Genomic DNA, 22,937 nt, shown 5'->3' with positions numbered 1-22,937 from the left:
GATGCTGAATAAAGATTAAGCCTCTAGCAAATATCACAGATTTTGAAGAGGCATCATTCAATAGGGGATTAGACTATCAAAATAGATATATTGGGAGGAATTTATATGACTGAAAAAACAACGGATTTCATTAAAGGCGGCGGATTTTTAATTGAAGATGTGGAATTAGATCGTGTGTTTACACCAGAAGATTTCACTGACGAGCATAAAATGATTGCCAAAACAACAGAAGAATATGTAGCAAATGAAGTTTTACCTGTAGTTGAAAATTTAGAGCACCACGAATTTGAGCATTCAGTACGTCTCCTTAAAAGTGCTGGTGAATTAGGCTTGCTAGGAGCAGATGTTCCTGAAGAATACGAAGGACTAGGCTTAGATAAAGTTTCTTCAGCATTAATTGCAGAAAAAATGTCTGTAGCAGGTGGTTTCTCCATCACTCATGGTGCACACGTTGGAATTGGCTCATTACCAATCGTGCTATTTGGTGACGAAGATCAAAAGAAAAAATATTTACCGAAGCTTGCCTCAGGTGAATTAATTGCTGCTTATGCATTAACAGAGCCGGGATCAGGCTCAGATGCTTTAGGGGCAAAAACAACTGCGAAACTAAACGATGCAGGCACACATTATATTTTAAATGGTGAAAAGCAATGGATTACAAATGCAGGCTTTGCAGATGTGTTTGTTGTTTACGCTAAAATTGATGGCGATAAGTTCACTGCCTTTATTGTTGAACGTGCATTCAAAGGTGTTTCTGTGGGTCCTGAAGAGAAGAAAATGGGAATTAAATCTTCATCTACTCGTACACTAGTGTTAGAAGATGCAGAAGTGCCAGTAGAAAATTTATTAGGTGAAATTGGTCGTGGGCATGTCATTGCCTTCAATATTTTAAATATCGGTCGCTATAAACTTGGGGTTGGAACAATTGGTGGATCAAAACGTGCATTTGAGTTAGCAGTACAATATACAAACCAACGTCAGCAATTTAAAACAAAGCTTTCTGACTTCAACCTTACAAAAGAAAAATTATCAACGATGGCTTCTCAATTGTATGCATCAGAATCCTTAAACTATCGTACTGTTGGTTTATTTGAAGATCGTTTAAGCCAGCTAAGTCCAGAGGAGCAAAAGGAAGGAAAAGTGATTGCAGGTGCTATCGCTGAGTATGCGATTGAATGCTCAATTGCTAAAGTATTTGGATCAGAAACATTAGATTATATTGCAGATGAAGCGGTACAGTTACATGGCGGTTATGGCTTCATGGCTGAATATGAGGTAGAGCGTATTTACCGTGATTCTCGTATTAATCGAATTTTTGAAGGTACAAATGAAATTAATCGCATGATTGTACCAGGTACATTTATGAAAAAGGCACTAAAAGGTGAGCTGCCACTATTACAAGTTGCGCAAAATCTACAGCAAGAGCTTCTGATGTTAATGCCGGAGGATATCGGTACAGAGCCACTAGCTCAGGAAAAATACTTAGTGAAAAATGCTAAGAAGATTGCTGTATTAGCGGCAGGCTTAGCAGCACAACGCTTTGGTGCGAAGTTAGATCAAGAACAAGAAGTTTTAGTGAATATTGCCAATATCGCTAATCAATTATTTGCAATGGAATCAGCTGTATTACGTACAGAAAAAGCGATTGCTCGTGATGGCGTTGAAAAAGCACATCAAAAATTGCTATACACTCAAATTTTCTGCCAAGAAGCATTTGCTGAAATCGAAAAAGAAGCAAAAGATACAATTCTTGCTTCCGCAGATGGCGATGCAGCACGTATGACTTTATCTGCATTACGTAAATTAACACGTAATAATCCATACAACCTAATTACGAAGAAACGTGAAGCATCTGTGAAATTAATTGAAGCAGAAAAATATATCGTTTAATCGTATGAAAAACGCTAGCTATCCGCAAATGGGTAGCTAGTTTTTTTATTCCAGATAAATTTATGAAAGTAACGGATAAAAATACAGAACCGATGGATAGACTTACGAAAATGAGCGAAGATCCACCATTCTAAATGATTATGATGGTATACTACAGAAAAAGACAGCAGAGGAGCATTTTTATGACGATTCAATTTTTCCATTATCCAAAATGTACAACATGTAAAAAAGCACAAAAGTGGTTAAATGATCATGACGTTTCCTATGAAGAGGTACATATCGTAGAGCAGCCACCAACAAAGGATGAAATAACAGCTTTATGGCAAGCAAGTGGACTACCTTTGAAGAAGTTTTTTAATACTTCTGGCATGAAGTATCGTGACCTTGGTTTGAAGGACAAGCTAGCTGATATGACTGAGGAAGAACAGCTTAAGCTACTTGCTACGGATGGTATGTTAATAAAACGTCCCATCGTAACAGATGGAAAAAAAGTAACTTTAGGGTTTAAAGAATCCGATTTTGAGCAAGCTTGGTTATAACCGTTTTTATCCTTGTTTTTATAGGAGAAGTATGGCACACTGAAAGTGAATATATTACATAATTATGGAGGGGTTTTTTGCATGAGCACACCGAAAGACTTACGTTACTCTGAAGAGCATGAATGGGTAAAAGTAGAAGATGGAAAAGTACGTATTGGTATTACGCACTTCGCACAATCTGAATTAGGAGATATCGTTTTCGTTGAACTTCCACAAGTTGGCGATGAAATCAAAACAGATGATCCATTCGGTAGCGTAGAATCAGTAAAAACTGTTTCTGAATTATATGCACCAATCTCAGGTACTGTAGTGGAAGTAAATGCAGATTTAGAAGATAGCCCAGAATTCGTTAATGAATCACCATATGAAAAAGCATGGATGATCGTCGTAGAGCCTGCTGATGCATCAGAAGTTGATAAACTTATGACAGCAGAACAATACGAAGAGATGACTGCAGAATAAGACAAGCCATAATCAAAAAACGTCGGAAACTACCGGCGTTTTTTATTATATAATAATGTATAAGTGGATATGTCTAAATGGAGGTGGCGTAATGTTCGATGGGAAATGCTTGATAGTAGAAGGACGCTCAGATAAGCTACAAATTGAGCCGATTTTGAACGAGAATGTTACAATACTATGTACGAATGGAACAATTGGAGTGCATCAATTAGAGGAGCTAATAGACCCCTATGAGGGCTGCGAGCTATTTACTTTTTTTGATGCTGATACTTCAGGCGATAAGCTACGCGCTTTAATGGACAGACATTATCCGGAAGCGGAGCATTTACGTACAATGCCGACATATAAGGAAGTAGAAACGACACCAAGAAAAGTGTTAGCAATGATTTTACTGCGTGCGCATTTCTCCATCCATAATGAATATATTTTATAAGGTTGCGTGAACTAAATGGAAGAATGGTCAAAAGAGCAGTGGGAGTCGGCTTTACAGTCGGGAGAAAAAGCTGCGTTTTATTTATATACACCGATGTGTGGTACTTGTGCAGTGGCATCGAAAATGATGTCAATTGTAGAACAACTATTACCTCACCTAAAACTAGGGAAAGCAAATATTAATTTTTTGGAGCAAATTGCTATTGAACATCAAATTGAAAGCGTCCCATGTTTACTTGTGTGTGATGGCGGCAAAGTGACAGAAAAGATTTATGCTTTTCAATCCGTACCATTTTTGTACGAATTGTTAAAAAAATCAATTGACTGAACTTTATTAGCGTGGTAAAGTAACAAATATATTACTAAAACATTAAATATATCGAACTCTTATAAAGAGCGGCGGAGGGAAGTGCCCTATGAAGCCCGGCAACCATCACATAGTGAAAAGGTGCCAAATCACTCAAAGATTTTTTCTTTGAAAGATGAGAGAACGGTTCAACGTATAATACGTGACCCCTTCTACTTGTCTATAAGTGGAGGGGTTTTTTTATATAAGAAAAGGAGTATTCGCTATGATACAGCTTCAAAATATAACGAAGAAATACAAAACAGCAAATGGCGAATTAACGGCAGTCAAAGATGTTAACCTTACTATTAATAAGGGTGAAATTTTTGGCATTATCGGCTATAGTGGCGCTGGTAAAAGTACGATGATTCGTTTACTTAATGGTTTAGAGAAACCAACAGCAGGAACAGTAACGGTGAACAATCAAGAATTTTCTTCGATTAAGGGTCAAAAGCTTAGAGCAGCTAGACAAAAGGTTAGTATGATTTTTCAACATTTTAACCTACTTTGGTCACGAACAGTTGCAGAAAACATTGCCTTCCCATTAGAAATTGCAGGTGTATCAAAAGCTCAACGTGAGGCACGGGTGAAGGAATTGATAGCACTTGTTGGCTTAGAAGGTCGCGATCAAGCATATCCATCGCAGCTGTCTGGTGGACAAAAGCAACGAGTAGGGATTGCACGTGCATTAGCAAATAATCCAGAGGTTTTACTATGTGATGAGGCAACATCTGCACTAGACCCAGAGACAACAGATGCCATTCTTGATTTACTGGTAGATATTAATGAACGGTTAGGGTTAACGATTGTCCTCATTACTCATGAAATGCATGTCATTCGCAAGATTTGTCATCGTGTAGCAGTGATGGAGGCAGGCGAAATTGTAGAGCGTGGGGAAGTATTGCAAGTTTTCCAGGCACCTCAGGCAGCCATTACTAAGAAATTTGTAGCCCAAATTACAAATACAAAGGAAACACAGGATACAGTAGAACAAATCAAAGCAAATTATCCAACTGGACAACTTGTCAAATTGATTTTTGTTGGTGAAAAAACAGAACAGCCAGTTATTTCACATCTAGTGAAGCAATTCGATGTGGAAGTAAGCATCGTACACGGAAATATTTCACAAACGAAAAATGGTGCATATGGTACCCTCATAGTCCAAATTGATGGGTCGAAAGCAAATGTGACTGAAGCCTTAAGCTATTTAAATACAGTGGAAGTACAAACGGAGGTGATTGCAGATGCTAACTAATCTCTTTCCGAATGTAGACTGGGATAGCATGTGGCAGGCTACGTATGAAACATTATATATGACGGCCATTTCTACAGTTATTACATTTATTCTTGGGTTAGCTATTGGAATCGTCCTATTTTTAACAAGTCCCAATCAGTTATGGGCTAATAAAATTGTTAGCTTTTTAACAGGGTCACTCGTTAACATTTTCCGCTCTATCCCATTTATCGTGTTAATTATTTTATTAATTCCATTCACTAAGCTTTTACTAGGTACAATCCGTGGAGCTAATGCTGCTTTACCTGCTTTAATTATCGGTGCGGCTCCATTCTATGCACGTATGGTATTAATTGCGTTACGTGAGATTGATAAAGGTGTCATTGAAGCAGCTCGTTCAATGGGGGCAAAAACATCCACAATTATTTGGAAAGTTCTAATCCCTGAATCATTACCAGCACTAATTTCGGGTATTACGGTTACGGCTGTAGCACTTGTTGGATATACAGCAATGGCAGGGATAATCGGTGCAGGAGGTCTTGGGAACTTAGCCTTCCTAGACGGGTTCCAAAGAAATCGCCAAGATGTGACATTAATGGCAACTATTTTGATCTTAGTAGTCGTCTTTATTATCCAATGGATTGGTGATTTCATTACAGAAAAAATTGATAAACGTTAATAAAACTGAGGTTATTCCGGTTCTTGCCGCTAACATATTTTCATCAAAATAAAGGGAGTGTCATAAATGAAAAAGTTATTAACAGGATTATTTTTATCAATACTTGTACTAGCTTTAGCAGCTTGCGGTACTGATAAAAAAGAGGATGCAAATTCAGCATCTGGTGATAAAACAGATAGTAAAGAAAACGTTACTTTAACAGTGGGAGCTTCTAATACACCGCATGCAGTAATTTTGGATAAAGCAAAACCGATTTTAGCTGAGAAAGGTATTGACCTTAAAGTAGAAACATATACAGACTATGTGCTACCAAACCAAGATTTAGAATCAAAAGAATTGGATGCAAATTACTTCCAACATATTCCGTATTTAGAGTTACAAATTAAAGACAATGGCTATGACTTCGTCAATGCTGGTGGTGTTCATATTGAGCCAATCGGTATTTACTCAAAAAAATATAAATCTTTAGAGGAACTTCCTGAAGGTGCAACAATCTTACTTTCTAATTCTGTATCTGATCACGGTCGTATGCTGTCATTATTAGAAGCTAAGGGCTTAATTAAATTAAAAGATGGTATTGATAAAACAGCAGCAGAAATTAAGGATATAGAAGAAAATCCTAAAAACTTTAAATTTGATGCGAATACTGCACCAGAAATGCTTGTACAAATGTACGAAAACGACGAAGGGGACGCAGTACTGATCAACTCTAACTTTGCTATTGATAATGGCTTAAACCCAATCAAAGATGCGATTTCTCTTGAAGACAAAGAGTCGCCATACGTAAACATCATCGCAGTACGTGCGGGTGATGAATCAAGACCAGAAATTAAAACATTATTAGAAGTATTAACGTCTAAAGAAATCCAAGACTTTATTTTAGAAGAATGGAAAGGTGCAGTAGTACCTGTTCAATAATTTAAATAAAAGGGTACCTAAGTAGTGAAATACTTACGTACTCTTTTTCTTTTTTTAATGAATTTTGATAGCTTTCGGAAAGTGACTATTTACAAGTTGTCGATTTCCGAGGAAATAAAAAGGCTATATAAAATAGTTACAACAACTTATGTAATGTCTATTCTACGTGCTTCAAAGGATTGTTCTACCTAATCCCTCCAGTATCGGTGAAAACCAATGCTGAAGGGATTTTTTTAGAGTTTCAAAAAAGGAAAAAATGTTAATTTTCTATTTATTAACATTCTTCAGTGTCGCTTATCAACTTTTTCATCTACACTAATAAAGCGACTCTAAATATATTTACTAAATATCTGAATAAATAATGAACTTTTTTGTTCTAAATACTAATAAAGTAGGCGTTTTATCGTGAATGAAGGAATTATTTAGAAATTGTTTAGTTGCAAGTAGTACTATATAATTGTTAGAAAAGTTTTTTTGTGAAATTTAGATTTTATTCATCTATTTTGACTAAAAAAATCATACTTAAGTATGTGGAGATGGAAGGGGTTTGGTGAAAATGGCAATGAGAAATGGCCTATTACGTTGCAGAATACTCGGCATATATAAGTAGATGAATAGATAACGAAAAAAATGGCTATAAAAATTACATGAAAGTTAAGCCAAAGGAGTTATTGTTATGACGATAAACACGAAATCAATGAGCTCAGCTTTATTAAATAAAATTCAAACAAAAAAAGCGACAATCGGGGTAATTGGCCTCGGCTATGTAGGTCTACCATTTGCCATTGAAATTGTTCAAAAAGGTTTTCATGTTTTAGGCTTTGATAAAAATCAAGAAAAAATCGCCCTGTTGCAAAACGGTGAAAGCTATATAGCTGATATCCCGAAAGAAAATATACAGTTACTATTAAAGGAACATCAATTTGAAGCAACCTATGATTTTTCCAAACTTGCTTCTGTTGATGTTGTCATCATTTGTGTGCCAACCCCTACAACGGAGGATGGCACTCCTGATATTTCCTATATAGAAGAAGCAGCTCACGATATAGGGTGCCATATTAATTCAAATGCACTAGTCATTCTTGAAAGTACGACCTATCCTGGGACGACAGAGGAAATTGTTCAGCCTATTTTGCAAAAACATGGCTTTGCGGTTGGTCAAGATTTATTTTTAGCCTATTCACCAGAACGAGTGGATCCTGGTAATAGTAATTTTTCATTTGCTAATACACCCAAAGTTGTTGGCGGTGTTACTTCCACATGCTTGGAAGTTTCAAAGGTTTTTTATGAAACAGTCATTCATACTAGTGTATATACAGTAACAAGTCCGAAAGTTGCTGAAATGGAGAAATTGCTGGAAAATACGTTTCGCCAAATCAATATCGCTCTTGTCAATGAACTAAGTCAAATTTGCTATAAAATGAATATTGATATTTGGGAAGTCATCGATGCCGCCTCAACAAAGCCATATGGATTCATGCCATTTAAACCTGGCCCAGGAGTCGGTGGACATTGTATCCCTGTGGACCCTAAATATTTATTGTGGGCGGGTCAACAGCATGGTGTCTCAGCAACATTAATAGAAGCAGCAGATAAAATTAATGATTCGATGCCTAGCTTTGTTGTAGAGAGACTCGAGCAGTACTTACGTCTGCAAAATACCGAGCTACCCCAAGCAAAAATTGTTATTATTGGTGTCACGTATAAGCCGGAAATAAATGATTCACGCGAATCTCCCGCATTACATGTCATTAAACAATTACTTGATAATCAGTGCTCAATACAAATTATCGACCCTTTTATTCAAACATTCCCTGTAGAACAATCCCTATTCAATACAGTTCCTTTAACAGAGCAAATTATTAAAGATGCAGATGCGGTATTGATTTTAACCAACCATTCTAACATTGATTATTCATTAATTGATCAACAAGCGTCATTAATTTTTGATACACGTAATACCCATTTTTTATTTAAGAATAAAAATTATTACAAGCTATAAGGAGAGTTCATGGGACATGAAACAGCTAAAAATATGTGGGCTTCTACTCCTGATGTTCTTAGCAGGATGTCAATCCACTCCTCAAAAAACGATTCAACCAATTGATTCTACTATAGAGATTAAGGAAACGGATGGTACGATGAGTGATTCAATCAGCCATGCCGATATTATTAAGCCAAAAGTGGCTCTAACATTTAATGGCTTTGCGGATAATCAAACAATGGAGCTACTGCTGAAGAAATTAGATGAATCTAATATGAAAGCTACCTTCTTTTTAGAGGGGCTACGTGTGGCACAGGAGCCAGAGCTTGTTCGAGACATTTTAAAAAGAGGTCATGAAGTGCAAAACGGTACATTGTCATTTCCAGATGTCACAGCTTTAGACTATGATCAAACGTATGAGGAGATTTATTTAACGAATCAAATATTTGAAGAGCATTTAGGATATAAGCCGAAATATGTTCGAAGCCGTTCCGGTGATATTACAGATAATATGCGCTTAGCGGCTGCTGCTTTGGACATGAATGCAGTGATAGGATTATCTATTAATCCACTGGATCGAAAAATGCAAGGTGCCCAAGAATTGGTCGATTATATAGGCAAATATATTGATAGAGGCTCTATTATTCACCTCAATACGTATATTAATCCTGCCATTATAGATACCATCCCTTTACTAGCACAATTAGCAGAAGAGCATGATTATACAATTACTACTTTAAGTGATGTGTTAGATAACCGTTATTTAACAAAGTCATTAGAAGAAATAGCAGGTTATGATGCCATCAAACCTAATTTAAATTATGAAAATATCGAACCACATTTATATTATCGAAAAGAGACATCTAAAAAAGAAATGGCCATTACCTTTGATGACTGGGCACATGAACAGCAAGTGAAGGATGTTTTAGAAGTTTTAAAAAAATATAACATTAAAAGTACATTTTTCTTAATCGGTAGTGGAGTGGAGAAAAATCCTCAATTGGCAAAGTTAATACTAGAGGAAGGTCATGAAGTAGCAAGTCACTCTTATTACCATTTAGATGTAACTAAAATGACGCCAGAGGAAATACAGGATGATTTAGTGAAGGCCCATAAAGCTCTTACTTATGCGCTACAGGAACCACCGATACTTTATTTTAGACCAGCACAGGGAATTATGGATGAACGTACTGCCAAAGTGATTACCGCTGCTGGAATTAAAACCATTGCCATGTATGATATTGCATCCTTTGACTGGAATTTAGATTACAGTGCTCAGGATATTTACGATCGGGTTATATCTAGAGCGGCACCAGGTAAGGTCATTGTCATGCACATCTTAGATGGTACGAAAACAGTCGAAGCACTTCCATTAATTATTGAAAAGTTGCAGCAGGATGGTTATAGCTTTAGTAAAATGTCAACTTGGATAGAAGAAGATGCAAATGGGGATGTGAATAAATGATAAAAACGAAAAAAGAGGTTTTAACAGTACCGCGCTCGGATCGTCGGATTCTATCAAATATTCCTGATCCCGAAAATGTCCGGAACCTTGTCAATCGTCGAGGTGCATCTTATCAGAAAGAAGAAATTGATGCGACAGATGTCAATGAAATATATCGTCTCCAACAGCTTAGCTTACGCTATGAAACTCATTTTGAGGTAATGGTGAGAAGAGCAAGACGTAAAACCAGTTCAGACAAATACTATGCGGAAGATATTTCAGTTACGGGAATCCTTGTATATACTCAACAGCCTCACCAATTATTAATAGATGAAATTTTAGAAATGAATTTTACAATTCCAGGGGGCGCAATGCCCGAGGGTTATGAGGCTAAAGTAAAGTTAAGGGCAAAGGTGGTACGACATTTTACCAAAGAGGTGGATGGTCAAACGCTGTATTATTTTGCTTGTGAATTTCTCCAACCTCTAAATGAATATATGGTAAAAAAACGGTGGGGCATTTCTGTTTTTATGGCGAGTTTATTTTTACTGGTGGTCACTCTTATTGTCATGTTGATGAGAGCAGAAAGTGTTATTTATTTTAGGTTTAATAAATTTTTATACCTTTATAGTATTATAGCGGCAACGTTTCTATTAAGTAGATACCTATTTGGTATTTTCTATAAAAATGTACCAATCAATCCGCACTATGAGCCCGGTGTATCCATAATTATCCCTGTGTTTAACGAGGAAGAATGGATACATCGAACGATTTCAAGCTGTATTAATCAGTACTATCCTGTAGATAAGTTAGAAGTGATTGTCGTGGATGATTGCTCTACGGATGGGACGGAGGAAAAAGCTAAGGAAATGATTGATCTTATTCATTTTGAGGGTGGGCGTTTTAAAACGACTGATCGCTTAAAGTTTTCTAAGCTCCCTCAAAATGGTGGAAAACGTGAAGCACTGGTAGCAGGTGTTCATCAAGCAAAACATGATTTAGTGGTTTTTGTGGACTCAGATAGTTTTTTGGAGCCACATGCAATCCGCAATTTAGTACAGCCTTTCCAAGATCCTAAAATGGGTGGAGTAGCTGGTCGGACAGAGGTAGAAAATAAATTTACAAATGCTCTGACAAAACTACAGACAGTGCGTTATTATATTGCCTTCCGTATTATGAAAGCGGCTGAATCTTGGTTTGATACGGTGACATGCTTATCTGGACCTTTAGCTTGTTATCGAAAAGAACTAATTTTAAAAAATGAAACAGCATGGCTCAATCAAAAATTTCTTGGGCAGCCTGCTACATTTGGTGATGATCGTAGTATGACAAACTATATTTTGAAAACTCATCGAACAGGTTATCAGGATAATGCAATTTGTTCGACGATCGTCCCCTCTGACACAAAGGTTTTTTTATCTCAGCAAATGAGATGGAAACGTTCTTGGTTAAGAGAATCTTTACGAGCATTTTTATTTATGTGGAAAAAAGAACCCTTCATGTTCCTTTTCTTCATCATAGGTTTAATTGTGCCAATTGCAGCACCCATTGTCGTCGTTTACAACTTAATCTATGTGCCGATTATGTATGGCGTGTTTCCAACTACCTTTTTATTAGGCTTACTTTTAATGGCCATGCTAATGAGTTTGGCTCATCTATTCTTTAGAAAAAGTAAATTATGGTTATTCGGGTTTATCTTCGTTCTTTATTATGAATTTATTTTACTCTGGCAAATGCCAGTTGCATGGGTAACTTTTTGGAAATCAACATGGGGAACAAGGGAAACACCACAAGACGTTTTGGCAAAAGAAAAGAAAATAGAAAAGCAAAAATTACGAAAATCCCGATTTTCAATGTTGAAAATTAGAAAAATGGGTGAGAAGGAATGAAAGAGAAAAATGTAATTTTACAGCCAGCTAAAAAAAATCGAAGGAAAATTCTACGTTCGATCCTACAATTAATCGTTGTTGTCTTTTTAGCAGTCGTGTTAATTAAAGCCGTTTTTCTGACAGACAAGAGATTTGCTGAGGCGGTACCATTAAACAATAAAGAAGGATTTATAGCACTTTCCTATTTTGGGGTGAGTAGAAATGACTCCCCTAAATATGTGTCAAAGAAGAATTTAGAAGAACAATTAACATTGCTTGAAAAACAAGGCTATCAAACGATTACACAACAGGATATATTGGATTTTTATCAAAAGAACAAACCATTACCTGAAAAAGCATTGTTTTTATCATTTGAGGATGGACGTACGGATTCTAGTATTTTCGCACAAAATATTATGGAGAAATTAAATTACAAGGCTACGATGTTTACGTATGCCAATAAAATGGATACCCGTGATCATAAATTTTTAAAGCCAAAAGATTTGAAGTTGATGGAGAAAAGCGGCTATTGGGAATTAGGCTCTAATGGGTACCGACTAACCTATATTAATATTTTTAATGATAAAGGGCAGTCCTTAGGAATGATTGATGAAAATAATATACCAAATAAAACAACAATCGAATATTATAACCACTATTTAATGGATTTTATTCGTAATCAATATATGATTCCAAGTGAAACTCGACAAGAGATGGAAATTCGAATTAAGAAAGATTACAAGCTTATGCAGGATATCTATCAGCAAGAGTTTGGGAAAGTTCCAAAAGCGTATGCCATTATGCATGCTAATTCATTGTATAACAATATGGACCCACTGGTGCAGAGTGCCAATGACAAGGAAATTAAAGACAAGTTTCTTATGCACTTTAATTTAGAATTGAGTGCCTATAATGATAAAGATAGCGATCTATATAACTTGAATCGATTACAAGTATCCCCCTATTGGTCAACCAATCATGTAATGATGAAGATCAGACAGGCTAGCAATCAAAATGTAGAGTTTAAAATAGGAGATCCTGCAGTAGCTCAAAAATGGCATACAGTTAATGGGGCGGCAGAATTTGATCAGAATAAAGTCATATTAACATCAGCTCCTTCTAGTGAAGGTAGGATTCTTTTAAAGGAAACAATGCCACAACAATATAATGCGAATTTTACATTTAAAGGGAATGTTGTTGGTGAACAAGCGTTCTACGTCAATTATGATGATAAAACAAATAGCTATTTACGCATTGCCTTAATCGATAATGAGCTTGTAGTAAGTGAAAAATTACCAGCTTCAGACATTGTGGAAAAGGCTCGTTTTCCATTGAATGAGATTAAGTGGAATGAAGAGGAGTATGCATTTAATAAGGCGACCGTCTATACGTATCAGGATACCCAAAAGGGATCACGGATTGTTGAAGAAGAATACCCAAGAAACTTAACAAAAAATAGAGTATTTAACATTGCAGTAAATAAGGATAAAATAAACATAGATGTAGATAATATATTATCTGAAACTATTCAAATAAATCCTAGCCTTCATGGATCACAAATAGGATTTGGGGCGATGTTTAGTCATAAAGATACGTCCCATGAACAGTATGCAGATGATATATACGATACATTAATTGAAGATATTTTAATTACAGATAGAAAAGATCAAACCATTTTTACAAACCAATATACGAATTTCGAGAAGGTTAAGTATAAAAGTACAACATTGTTTAATCATGTTGTGGATTTCTTTATTGAAACCTTCTAAGTTGGGGTGAAATTTAAAACAAGTGAAAAATTTTATATTATTTATCTGTATAGCCCTGATTTTTATCACTGCTTGTAGTAATAGTAAAGAACCACCGGCTATAGCAAAGGAAGAATTAAAAGATAAAGCAAAGCTCCGTTTATCTATGTGGTTACCTGAATGGCAAAATCAATTAGCCTTAGAAGATGTTCAAAATTCTCAACAAGGATTACAAGATATACGTGTTTTCGGTGCGTATTTTAATGATCAAGATGAATTGTTGCTAACGGATAATGCAGTCGATATGTTGCAACAGACACAGCAGCAATACAATGAATCACATCGTGTAATCCTAACGCTTATTAATGATTATGTGACAGATAATGCTTCATCTGTTCAAAAGGATAGCACACTTTTGCATAGGCTATTACAGGATTCTGCAGCAAGGAAAAAGCATATCCATAATATTTTGCAGGTAGTTGAACAATACCAACCGGATGGCATCGAAATTGATTATGAAAAGATAGCTAAAGAGGACCTATCAAAATATGTTCAATTTTTAAAGGAGCTTTACCGAGAGCTTGCCAAAAGGAATGTTACACTGCATGTCGTGCTAGAGCCTAGCTTTCCATTTGATATGAAGCTACCAAATGGGCCTAGCTATACGGTAATGGCCTATAATGTACATGGTTATCATAGTGGACCAGGTGCGAAGGCTACTTTTACCTTCCTCAATGATTTAATAAAAAAAATCAAGAAATCCAATCAAAAATTAGCCATCGCCTTTGCCACGGGTGGTTTCGATTGGGTAGCTCAAGGGAATACGGTTGCATTAACGGAGCTTGAGGCTGAAAAAGTGTTAGCTGAAACAAACGCAAACAAAAAACGCGATAAAGCAAGTGGAGCTGTTTATTTTACGTATACAGATTCTAGTAATATTAGTCATGAGGTTTGGTATGCCGATCAGGAAACACTTGAAAAATGGGTCAAATATGTCCAAAGGAAGAGCTATCATGATGTAGTGTTGTGGCGTGCAGGTGGATTAGGTGTCAAAACATTACAGTGGATTAATGAGCAAGAAACTGGAGAGCGCTCGTCGCCCTAAAAAAATCACCAATAATGAGAATTTCAACGAAAGCCATCGAGATTATGAACTGCCCCGTAAAAGTTAGACATTAATCTAACTTTTACGGGGGTTTTTTTATGACAAAAGTAAGTGTTGAACAACGTATTCAAGCAGTTCAACGATATTTAAATGGAAATGAAACTTTGATCGAAATTGCGAATGATATCGGTGTTACAGCTCAGATTGTCAGTGAATGGGTTCGCCGTTATCAAAAAAATGGCGTAGAGACTTTCTTAAAGTCCTATACAAACTATTCAGCTGACTATAAAATGAATGTACTTAATTATATGAACGAGACAGGTACATCTTCGAGAGACACAGCTGCACTATTCAATATTTCATCTCCTGGCATGATTCGGAATTGGAAGTTGAAGTTTGAAGTTGGTGGTTATGATGCTCTTGTTTCTAAGAAAAAGGGGCATCTATCTATGAAAAAAGAGACAAAAAGAACAACGAAATCAACACCAGCTGAAGGATCTGTTGAGGCGTTAGAAGCACGAATCAAACAATTAGAAATGGAGAATGCGTACTTAAAAAAGTTGAATACTTTAGTTCAAATGCAAGAAAAATTACCAATCAAATCAAAGCGCAAGTAATTTATGAACTAAAGGAAATCTATGAAGTAGTGGAATTAATCAAAGTCGCTGATATTCCACGTAGTACGTATTATTACTGGGAAAAGCGTTTGAATCGTCATGATAAATACGCTGATGTGAAAGTCGCAATTCAGTCCATTTATCATGAACATAAGGGACGTTATGGTTATCGTCGGATCACCAAAGAACTAAAAAAATTTGGTATTCATCATGATCCGAAAACGATTAACTGCTTGATGAATGCCATTGGCATAAAGTGTGAAGTCCGCATGAAGAAATATCGTTCGTATAAAGGTAACGTCGGAAAAATTGCCCCAAACATATTACAACGCGATTTTACAGCGGAAAAAATGAACGAGAAATGGGTAACAGACGTGACAGAGTTCCATCTATTTGGTGAGAAACGCTATTTATCACCCGTCCTTGATCTATGTAATGGCGAAATCATTGCATACTCGGTTATGAAGCGTCCAGTGTATAAACTAGTCCATAATATGTTAGAACAAGCATTGGAGCGCCTTGAATCAAGTGATCAAGTTATTCTTCATTCAGATCAAGGTTGGCATTATCAAATGAAAAAGTATCAACAAACATTAAAGCAACATGGTATTACGCAGAGTATGTCCCGTAAGGGTAATTGTTTGGACAACGCAGTCATCGAAAATTTCTTTGGCTTATTAAAATCTGAACTCCTGTATCTACAAGAATTTGAATCTATGGCACATTTTGAACAGGAGCTCAATGACTATATTCACTACTACAATCACAAACGAATGAAAGAAAAATTAAAAGACCTAAGCCCGGTGGAGTACCGAACTCAGGTCTTAGCAGTTGCTTAACTAAATATGTCTAACTTTTTTGGGTCAGATCATTATATCAAACATCTCGATGGCTTTTGTCTACAGTTTGAATCGCCCATCAAGGCGATTTTTTTATTGAAATTGGGACAGACGTGAAAAGAAACCTTTGACGAAATTTAGAAAAATGGTTTCTGATGGAGCGATTTCTCGATTGACTGGAGAAATAATGCCAACTGTCCTTGGGATGGAGGGTGATTCGATGGGCACCTTTACAGTAAAGCGAGCAGCAGAATCATAAAGTGAGCTTTCTGGTAACAGACTAACACCTATTCCAGCTGCTACCAAGCCTTTAAGTGCATCCAAATCTTCACCCTCTGAAATAATATTAGGCAAAAATCCTGCAGCACGACAGGCATCCATAGCCACTTTATGCAATATATAGCCATCTGGGAATAACACAAATAGATCATTTCTCAATTCTGCAAGCTGGATACTCTCTCTTTTCGCCAATGGATGATTGGCAGGGAGAAGAGCTGCAATATTTTCTGTAAACAATATAGTCGACTCAATAGACTCATCTTTAGGAGGAAGCGGACCTAAAAAGGCAAGGTTTAACTCTCGATTTTTGACAGCATCAATTAAAAATCGGTAAGAACCTTGTCGTAGATGAAATTGTAAATTCGGATGCTCACGTTTAAAGGCTGAGATAACGGTTGGAAGTACATAGCTAGCCAAGCTTGTTGGAAAGCCAATCTTAATAGAGCCCTTAGCAGGATCAAGATATTCTTCTACTTGTTTGGCAGCAAAATCAATGGCCTTCAATGCTGTAATGGTATGTTCAAGAAATGTCTTCCCAATAGGGGTTAATTTCACATTACGACCTACTCGTTCAAATAACGGAGTACCTAATTCATCTTCAAGATTTGCGATTTGCCGACTAATGGCTGATTGGGCTACGTGAAGATGCTCAGCGGCTTCTGAAATATGCTCGCGTTCAGCAACCTCCACAAAATAGCGTAATTGACGTAACTCCACTAACATTTCACCTCTATTAATCTAAAAATAAGATTGATTATAGCTCAATTATATAGTATTGAAGATAAAAAGTGACTGTAAATACAGAAAAAAGTTTAAGTATTCAGTAATCTCGTACGATAGAATTTTATTGAGTGTAAAAGAGATTACCTTGAAAATATCTTCATTTTAATTGATTCCATTTTAATGAAATAGGTTATAGTATAGTTATGGTTGTTTATGCAAATTTGTCACAAAACCTCTACAATTAACCCTTTTCACGAGGTTTCCACTATGTAGCTAGATGAAATCAATTCTCAATTAGGGATAATTCATTGAAAATGAAGAAAGTCTATTCTCAATATCTATTCCAAATAGTAATAATCTGAAAATGCTTACAAAGCCTTTATTTTTCAAGATTTTATTTGAGGAGAAGGAAAGTAATTGAAATGGTTTGCATAGAGAACGATTTTCAGTTAAGATTAGAATGATGATAATTAAGGAATGGTCGACCCATTCACTGAACACTATGGAGGTATTTTCATGTCAACTTTAGTTATTAAAGATCTTCACGTTGCTATCGACGGGAAAGAGATTTTAAAAGGCGTAAATCTTACAATTAATACAAACGAAATTCACGCAATCATGGGACCAAACGGGACTGGTAAATCAACACTAGCTTCTGCTATTATGGGTCACCCTAAATATGAAGTTACTTCAGGTACTGTTGAGCTTGATGGCGAAGATGTACTTGAGATGGAAGTAGACGAGCGTGCTCAAGCTGGTTTATTCCTAGCTATGCAATATCCTTCTGAAATTGCTGGTGTTACAAATGCTGATTTCTTACGCTCAGCTATCAATGCTCGCCGTGAAGAGGGCGATGAAATTTCATTAATGAAATTTATCCGTGAATTAGATAAAAGCATGGAATTCCTAGAAATGAACGAAGATATGGCACAACGTTATTTAAATGAAGGTTTCTCTGGCGGTGAGAAAAAACGTAATGAAATTCTTCAATTAATGATGATTAAACCAACGATCGCTATTTTAGACGAAATTGACTCTGGTCTTGATATTGATGCACTTAAAGTAGTATCTAAAGGTATCAACGCAATGCGCGGTGAAGGCTTTGGCTGCTTAATGATTACGCACTATCAACGTCTTCTTAACTACATTACACCAGACCATGTACACGTAATGATGCAAGGACGTGTTGTGAAATCAGGTGGTGCAGAGCTTGCACAACGCTTAGAAGCAGAAGGTTATGACTGGATCAAAAAAGAATTAGGTATTGAAGAAGAAACAGAGGAACAAGAAGCATAAGAGGGAGGACGAACTAGCATGACAGTGGAACTTAACTTGCCTGTAACAGTACAGGACGTGCGCTCGTTCTCAGAAGCAAATGGTGAACCAACTTGGTTTACTGAGCTTCGCGCGGCAGCACTAGACAAAGTAACTGGTTTAGATTTGCCAAAACCAGATAGAACTAATATTACGAAATGGGATTTCATGAACTTCCCAGCATTTACAGTTCATAGTGAGGCATATCCATCATTGGATGCTTTACCTGAAGAAGCAAAAGGATTAATTGACCTTGAAGCGCAAGGAAACCTTTATATTCAACGCAATAATACACCAGCTTACATTAAAACATCACAAGAGCTTGCTGATAAGGGTGTTATTTTTACAGATATTTTCACAGCAGTTCGTGAACATGGTGAGCTTGTTCAAAAATACTTTATGACTGAAGCTGTTAAAGTGGATGAGCATAAGTTAACAGCGCTTCATACAGCACTTGTTAACGGTGGCGTATTTGTTTACGTACCAAAAAATGTAGTCATTGAGCAACCACTTCAAGTTGTTTTCTTAAACGATAATGCTGATGCATCATTATACAACCATGTACTAGTAGTGGCAGAAGCAAATTCTGCTGTAACATACGTGGAAACATATATTTCAACGGTTGAAGAAGCAAAAGGCCAAGCAAATATTATTGCGGAAGTAGTTGTCCAAGATAATGCGCAAGTAACATATGGAGCAGTGGATGTGCTTGCAAAAGGCTTTACGACATATGTAAACCGTCGTGGACGCTTAGCGCGTGACGCAAAAGTAGATTGGGCTCTTGGTTTAATGAATGACTCAGATACAATCTCAGAAAATATTACTCATCTAATTGGTGACGGTTCTCATGCAGATACAAAAACAGTAGTTGTTGGTCGTGGAGAACAAAAACTTAACTTCACTACAGAGGTTCGTCACTGGGGTAAAAACTCAAACGGGCATATCTTAAAACATGGTGTCATGAAAGATGCAGCTCAATCTATCTTTAATGGTATTGGCTATATCGAACATGGTGCAACGAAAGCAGATGCACAACAAGAATCACGTGTATTAATGCTTTCTGAAAAAGCTCGTGGGGATGCAAACCCAATTTTATTAATTGATGAAGATGATGTAACAGCAGGACACGCAGCATCTGTTGGTCGAGTAGATCCATTACAGCTTTACTATTTAATGAGCCGTGGTATCTCGAAAGCAGAAGCAGAGCGCCTTGTTATCCATGGATTCCTTGCGCCAGTTGTTACGCAATTACCAATTGAGGGCGTTCAAAAGCAACTGACGGAGGTTATTGAAAGGAAAGTTCGCTAATGATGAAAAAAGACATTAAAAGCTATTTCCCAATTTTAAATCAGGATGTAAATGGTCATAGACTTGCGTATCTTGATAGTGCAGCGACGTCTCAAAAACCTGTTCAAGTAATTGAAGCAATTAAAGCCTATTATGAATTTGATAATTCCAATGTTCACCGTGGTGTGCATACATTAGGAAACCGTGCTACAGATAAATATGAAGGTGCGCGTGAAAAGGTTCGTAAGTTTATTAATGCTCAATCAACACAAGAAATTATTTTTACTCGTGGAACAACGACAGCATTAAATACAGTAGCATCCAGCTATGGACGTGCAAATGTTGCTGAGGGTGATGAAATTGTCATTACTCAAATGGAACATCACTCCAATATTATTCCTTGGCAGCAGTTAGCCAAAGAAAAAAAGGCGACATTAAAATACATTGAGCTAGAAGCTGATGGAACGATTAGTTTAGAAAAAGTACGTGAGACGATTACACCGCAAACAAAAATCGTGTCGGTGTCAATGGCATCAAACGTACTTGGAACTATTAATCCAATTAAAGAAATTGCGCAAATTGCACATGCTAATGGTGCTGTTATGGTGGCTGATGGAGCTCAAGCTGCTCCGCATATGAAAATTGATGTCCAAGATTTGGATGTAGATTTCTTAGGGTTCTCTGGGCATAAAATGTGCGGTCCTACTGGAATAGGTGTACTATATGGTAAAAAGGAACACCTTGAAAAGATGGAGCCAATTGAATTTGGTGGCGAAATGATCGATTTTGTTGGGTTATATGATTCAACGTGGAAGGAATTACCGTGGAAATTTGAAGGTGGAACGCCTATTATTGCAGGTGCAATAGGATTAGGTGCCGCTATTGATTTCTTAACTGAGATTGGGCTAGATAATATTGCAAAGCATGAGCATAAGCTTGTTGGCTACGCAATGGATCAGCTTGAAACCATTGACGGTTTAAAAATTTTCGGCCCACGTGACCCAATGAAACGTTGTGGACTTGTGACATTTAACTTAGATGATGTCCATCCACATGATGTGGCAACAGTGCTTGATATGAATGGTATTGCTATTCGTGCTGGTCATCACTGTGCACAACCACTAATGAAATGTCTTCAGCAAGTAGCGACAGCGCGTGCAAGCTTCTATCTGTACAATACAGAGGAGGATATTGACCGTCTTGTTGCAGGGTTACGTTCTGCGAAGGAGTATTTTGGCGATGTCTTTTAATAATTTAGATCAACTATATCGTTCAGTCATTATGGATCACTATAAAAATCCTCGTAATAAGGGTGCTTTAGAAGGTGAAGCTGTAACGATTGATATGAACAATCCGACATGTGGAGACCGTATTCACTTAACATTAAAAGTGACTGACGGTATTGTAGAGGATGCCAAATTTGATGGTGAAGGCTGTTCAATTTCTATGTCCTCTGCTTCCATGATGACTCAACTGATTAAAGGGAAAAAGGTAGATGAAGCTTTAGAGCTTGCTGATATTTTTTCTAAAATGATGATGGGTGAAGAGTATAGCGATAAATATGACCTAGAGGATGTTGAAGCACTGCAAGGTGTCTCACAATTCCCTGCTCGTATTAAATGTGCAACATTAGCTTGGAAAGCAATGGAAAAAGGTGTGAAATAAATCATACTGCCTTGTCGGCTGGGTGAAAGTGACATACTTTCACTCAAGGCAAGGGTCGAATACCTTGAAAAATACATCTCAATGAACGGAGGATAAACGATGGCTAAAAAAATGCCTGATATCGGCGATTACAAATACGGTTTCCATGACAAGGACGTATCAATTTTCCGTTCAAAACGTGGTTTAACTGAAGAAATCGTCCGTGAAATTTCAAATATGAAACAAGAGCCAGAGTGGATGCTAGATTACCGCTTAAAAGCACTTGAAACATTTTATGCAAAACCAATGCCACAATGGGGTGGCGATCTTGGTGATTTAGACTTTGATGAAATTACGTACTATGTAAAACCATCAGAAGCTACACAAAAATCATGGGATGAAGTACCTGACGAAATCAAAGCTACTTTTGATAAATTAGGGATTCCGGAAGCAGAACAAAAATATCTTGCGGGTGTATCTGCACAATATGAGTCAGAGGTAGTTTATCACAACATGAAGCAAGACCTTGAAGATCTTGGTATTGTGTTTAAAGATACAGACTCAGCATTACGCGAAAACGAAGATATTTTCAAACAATATTGGGGTAAAGTAATCCCGTACACAGATAATAAATTTGCGGCATTGAACTCAGCTGTATGGTCAGGTGGATCATTTATTTATGTACCACCAGGTGTTAAAGTTGAAACACCTTTACAAGCTTACTTCCGCATTAACTCTGAGAATATGGGACAATTCGAACGTACGCTAATTATTGTGGATGAAGGCGCGCATGTACACTATGTTGAAGGTTGTACAGCCCCTGTTTACACAACAAATTCTTTACACTCAGCTGTAGTAGAAATTGTTGTTCGTAAAGATGCCTACTGCCGTTATACAACGATACAAAACTGGGCAAACAACGTATACAATCTTGTAACGAAACGTACAGTTGTTGAAGAAAACGGTACAATGGAATGGATTGATGGTAACATTGGTTCTAAATTAACAATGAAATACCCAGCATGTATCCTAAAAGGTGAAGGTGCTCGTGGTATGACATTATCTATTGCATTAGCAGGTAAAGGTCAACATCAACATGCTGGAGCAAAAATGATTCATATGGCACCAAACACATCTTCTACAATCGTTTCTAAATCGATTGCTAAACAAGGTGGTAAGGTTACGTATATGGGACAAGTTCGTTTCGGTCCTAAAGCTAGCGGTGCTCGTGCCAACATTGAATGTGATACGCTGATTATGGATAACCAATCTACTTCTGATACAATCCCATACAACGAAATTCTGAATGATAACGTTTCTTTAGAGCATGAAGCTAAAGTTTCAAAAGTATCTGAAGAACAATTATTCTATTTAATGTCTCGTGGTATCTCTGAAGAAGAAGCGACAGAAATGATCGTAATGGGCTTCATCGAGCCATTCACAAAAGAATTACCAATGGAATACGCAGTAGAAATGAACCGTCTTATCAAGTTTGAGATGGAAGGGTCTATCGGGTAAAATTAAAATAAAAGGGGCAGATTCTAATATCTGCTCCTTTTTTACGTTTTCTATGAGGAAGTAGAGG

General features: G+C 36.9%; 20 protein-coding genes and 1 riboswitch. Of the genes, 19 read left to right on the top strand and 1 reads right to left on the bottom strand.

Going from position 1 to position 22,937, the window contains the following annotated elements:
* Nucleotides 1-105 precede the first annotated feature (105 nt).
* The 14 genes from MKX57_RS19435 to MKX57_RS19370 all read left to right on the top strand — a co-directional run bounded on the left by MKX57_RS19435 (nt 106) and on the right by MKX57_RS19370 (nt 16,105).
* On the top strand, nt 106-1,890 hold the full coding sequence (locus tag MKX57_RS19435) for an acyl-CoA dehydrogenase family protein (RefSeq protein WP_008179958.1): 1,785 nt from the start codon (nt 106-108) through the stop codon (nt 1,888-1,890).
* 182 nt (nt 1,891-2,072) lie between these two features.
* The gene (locus tag MKX57_RS19430; RefSeq protein ID WP_008179957.1) at nt 2,073-2,429 is read left to right on the top strand and encodes an arsenate reductase family protein; all 357 of its coding nucleotides are present in this window, start codon (nt 2,073-2,075) and stop codon (nt 2,427-2,429) included.
* 81 nt (nt 2,430-2,510) lie between these two features.
* Nucleotides 2,511-2,891 carry a glycine cleavage system protein GcvH gene (gcvH, locus tag MKX57_RS19425; protein ID WP_025116632.1) on the top strand — a complete coding sequence of 127 codons (381 nt, stop codon included), beginning with the start codon at nt 2,511-2,513 and terminating at the stop codon, nt 2,889-2,891.
* A gap of 91 nt (nt 2,892-2,982) precedes the next feature.
* Complete coding sequence (locus MKX57_RS19420) at nt 2,983-3,324, top strand: hypothetical protein (RefSeq protein WP_025116633.1); 342 nt, start codon at nt 2,983-2,985, stop codon at nt 3,322-3,324.
* A gap of 15 nt (nt 3,325-3,339) precedes the next feature.
* The gene (locus MKX57_RS19415; RefSeq protein WP_089986190.1) at nt 3,340-3,651 is read left to right on the top strand and encodes a thioredoxin family protein; all 312 of its coding nucleotides are present in this window, start codon (nt 3,340-3,342) and stop codon (nt 3,649-3,651) included.
* A gap of 56 nt (nt 3,652-3,707) precedes the next feature.
* Nucleotides 3,708-3,812, top strand: a riboswitch (SAM riboswitch).
* An 83-nt stretch (nt 3,813-3,895) separates the two neighbouring features.
* A complete protein-coding gene (locus MKX57_RS19410) occupies nt 3,896-4,924 on the top strand; it encodes a methionine ABC transporter ATP-binding protein (RefSeq protein WP_036120001.1) in 1,029 nt (342 codons plus the stop codon).
* On the top strand, nt 4,914-5,582 hold the full coding sequence (locus MKX57_RS19405; RefSeq protein WP_107922460.1) for a methionine ABC transporter permease: 669 nt from the start codon (nt 4,914-4,916) through the stop codon (nt 5,580-5,582). Before MKX57_RS19410 ends, MKX57_RS19405 begins: the two co-directional genes overlap by 11 nt.
* 66 nt (nt 5,583-5,648) lie before the next feature.
* Nucleotides 5,649-6,500 (top strand): MetQ/NlpA family ABC transporter substrate-binding protein, encoded by an 852-nt coding sequence (locus MKX57_RS19400; RefSeq protein ID WP_008178012.1) that lies wholly within the window; start codon nt 5,649-5,651, stop codon nt 6,498-6,500.
* A 676-nt stretch (nt 6,501-7,176) separates the two neighbouring features.
* Complete coding sequence (locus tag MKX57_RS19395) at nt 7,177-8,502, top strand: nucleotide sugar dehydrogenase (protein WP_342550526.1); 1,326 nt, start codon at nt 7,177-7,179, stop codon at nt 8,500-8,502.
* A 16-nt stretch (nt 8,503-8,518) separates the two neighbouring features.
* Nucleotides 8,519-9,949 (top strand): polysaccharide deacetylase family protein, encoded by a 1,431-nt coding sequence (locus MKX57_RS19390; RefSeq protein WP_237068863.1) that lies wholly within the window; start codon nt 8,519-8,521, stop codon nt 9,947-9,949.
* Complete coding sequence (locus MKX57_RS19385; protein ID WP_089986188.1) at nt 9,946-11,817, top strand: glycosyltransferase; 1,872 nt, start codon at nt 9,946-9,948, stop codon at nt 11,815-11,817. Before MKX57_RS19390 ends, MKX57_RS19385 begins: the two co-directional genes overlap by 4 nt.
* On the top strand, nt 11,814-13,565 hold the full coding sequence (locus MKX57_RS19380) for a polysaccharide deacetylase family protein (RefSeq protein ID WP_342550525.1): 1,752 nt from the start codon (nt 11,814-11,816) through the stop codon (nt 13,563-13,565). The genes MKX57_RS19385 and MKX57_RS19380 overlap by 4 nt, the downstream gene beginning before the upstream one ends.
* A 22-nt stretch (nt 13,566-13,587) precedes the next feature.
* Nucleotides 13,588-14,649: a glycosyl hydrolase family 18 protein gene (locus MKX57_RS19375; RefSeq protein WP_089986186.1), complete on the top strand. Its 1,062-nt coding sequence runs from the start codon at nt 13,588-13,590 to the stop codon at nt 14,647-14,649.
* Between the two features lie 98 nt (nt 14,650-14,747).
* A protein-coding gene (locus MKX57_RS19370) for an IS3 family transposase (RefSeq protein WP_085961709.1) occupies nt 14,748-16,105 on the top strand; the annotation gives its coding sequence in 2 pieces (ribosomal slippage) (nt 14,748-15,201 and nt 15,201-16,105; 1,359 coding nt in all).
* A 93-nt stretch (nt 16,106-16,198) separates the two neighbouring features.
* Here the strand turns inward: MKX57_RS19370 and MKX57_RS19365 are convergent.
* Nucleotides 16,199-17,101: a LysR family transcriptional regulator gene (locus MKX57_RS19365; protein ID WP_090003326.1), complete on the bottom strand. Its 903-nt coding sequence runs from the start codon at nt 17,099-17,101 to the stop codon at nt 16,199-16,201.
* Between the two features lie 516 nt (nt 17,102-17,617).
* Here MKX57_RS19365 and sufC point away from each other — a divergent pair.
* The 5 genes from sufC (at nt 17,618) to sufB (ending at nt 22,870) form a co-directional block, all read left to right on the top strand.
* Nucleotides 17,618-18,403 carry a Fe-S cluster assembly ATPase SufC gene (sufC, locus tag MKX57_RS19360; RefSeq protein ID WP_085961721.1) on the top strand — a complete coding sequence of 262 codons (786 nt, stop codon included), beginning with the start codon at nt 17,618-17,620 and terminating at the stop codon, nt 18,401-18,403.
* Nucleotides 18,404-18,421: 18 nt separating this feature from the next.
* Entirely contained in the window at nt 18,422-19,729 is a 1,308-nt protein-coding gene (gene sufD / locus MKX57_RS19355) for a Fe-S cluster assembly protein SufD (protein WP_107922463.1), read from the top strand.
* The gene (locus MKX57_RS19350) at nt 19,729-20,958 is read left to right on the top strand and encodes a cysteine desulfurase (protein WP_107922464.1); all 1,230 of its coding nucleotides are present in this window, start codon (nt 19,729-19,731) and stop codon (nt 20,956-20,958) included. The genes sufD and MKX57_RS19350 overlap by 1 nt, the downstream gene beginning before the upstream one ends.
* Nucleotides 20,948-21,373 carry a Fe-S cluster assembly sulfur transfer protein SufU gene (sufU, locus tag MKX57_RS19345; RefSeq protein ID WP_008178033.1) on the top strand — a complete coding sequence of 142 codons (426 nt, stop codon included), beginning with the start codon at nt 20,948-20,950 and terminating at the stop codon, nt 21,371-21,373. Before MKX57_RS19350 ends, sufU begins: the two co-directional genes overlap by 11 nt.
* A gap of 99 nt (nt 21,374-21,472) precedes the next feature.
* Nucleotides 21,473-22,870 (top strand): Fe-S cluster assembly protein SufB, encoded by a 1,398-nt coding sequence (gene sufB / locus MKX57_RS19340; protein ID WP_342550524.1) that lies wholly within the window; start codon nt 21,473-21,475, stop codon nt 22,868-22,870.
* Nucleotides 22,871-22,937 lie beyond the last annotated feature (67 nt).

Origin of the sequence: Lysinibacillus sp. FSL M8-0216 (genome assembly GCF_038595555.1) — a bacterium.
Taxonomy (GTDB): domain Bacteria; phylum Bacillota; class Bacilli; order Bacillales_A; family Planococcaceae; genus Lysinibacillus; species Lysinibacillus fusiformis.
The sequence above is the reverse complement of the archived record's forward strand: the minus strand, read 5'-3'. Positions and strand labels throughout refer to the sequence as shown.

Bases quoted from the DNA above. Each gene is read 5' to 3' on its own strand.
- MKX57_RS19435 (WP_008179958.1), top strand. From the start codon at position 106: ATGACTGAAAAAACAACGGATTTCATTAAAGGCGGCGGATTTTTAATT.
- MKX57_RS19430 (WP_008179957.1), top strand. From the start codon at position 2,073: ATGACGATTCAATTTTTCCATTATCCAAAATGTACAACATGTAAAAAA.
- gcvH (WP_025116632.1), top strand. From the start codon at position 2,511: ATGAGCACACCGAAAGACTTACGTTACTCTGAAGAGCATGAATGGGTA.
- MKX57_RS19420 (WP_025116633.1), top strand. From the start codon at position 2,983: ATGTTCGATGGGAAATGCTTGATAGTAGAAGGACGCTCAGATAAGCTA.
- MKX57_RS19415 (WP_089986190.1), top strand. From the start codon at position 3,340: ATGGAAGAATGGTCAAAAGAGCAGTGGGAGTCGGCTTTACAGTCGGGA.
- MKX57_RS19410 (WP_036120001.1), top strand. From the start codon at position 3,896: ATGATACAGCTTCAAAATATAACGAAGAAATACAAAACAGCAAATGGC.
- MKX57_RS19405 (WP_107922460.1), top strand. From the start codon at position 4,914: ATGCTAACTAATCTCTTTCCGAATGTAGACTGGGATAGCATGTGGCAG.
- MKX57_RS19400 (WP_008178012.1), top strand. From the start codon at position 5,649: ATGAAAAAGTTATTAACAGGATTATTTTTATCAATACTTGTACTAGCT.
- MKX57_RS19395 (WP_342550526.1), top strand. From the start codon at position 7,177: ATGACGATAAACACGAAATCAATGAGCTCAGCTTTATTAAATAAAATT.
- MKX57_RS19390 (WP_237068863.1), top strand. From the start codon at position 8,519: ATGAAACAGCTAAAAATATGTGGGCTTCTACTCCTGATGTTCTTAGCA.
- MKX57_RS19385 (WP_089986188.1), top strand. From the start codon at position 9,946: ATGATAAAAACGAAAAAAGAGGTTTTAACAGTACCGCGCTCGGATCGT.
- MKX57_RS19380 (WP_342550525.1), top strand. From the start codon at position 11,814: ATGAAAGAGAAAAATGTAATTTTACAGCCAGCTAAAAAAAATCGAAGG.
- sufD (WP_107922463.1), top strand. From the start codon at position 18,422: ATGACAGTGGAACTTAACTTGCCTGTAACAGTACAGGACGTGCGCTCG.
- MKX57_RS19350 (WP_107922464.1), top strand. From the start codon at position 19,729: ATGATGAAAAAAGACATTAAAAGCTATTTCCCAATTTTAAATCAGGAT.
- sufU (WP_008178033.1), top strand. From the start codon at position 20,948: ATGTCTTTTAATAATTTAGATCAACTATATCGTTCAGTCATTATGGAT.
- sufB (WP_342550524.1), top strand. From the start codon at position 21,473: ATGGCTAAAAAAATGCCTGATATCGGCGATTACAAATACGGTTTCCAT.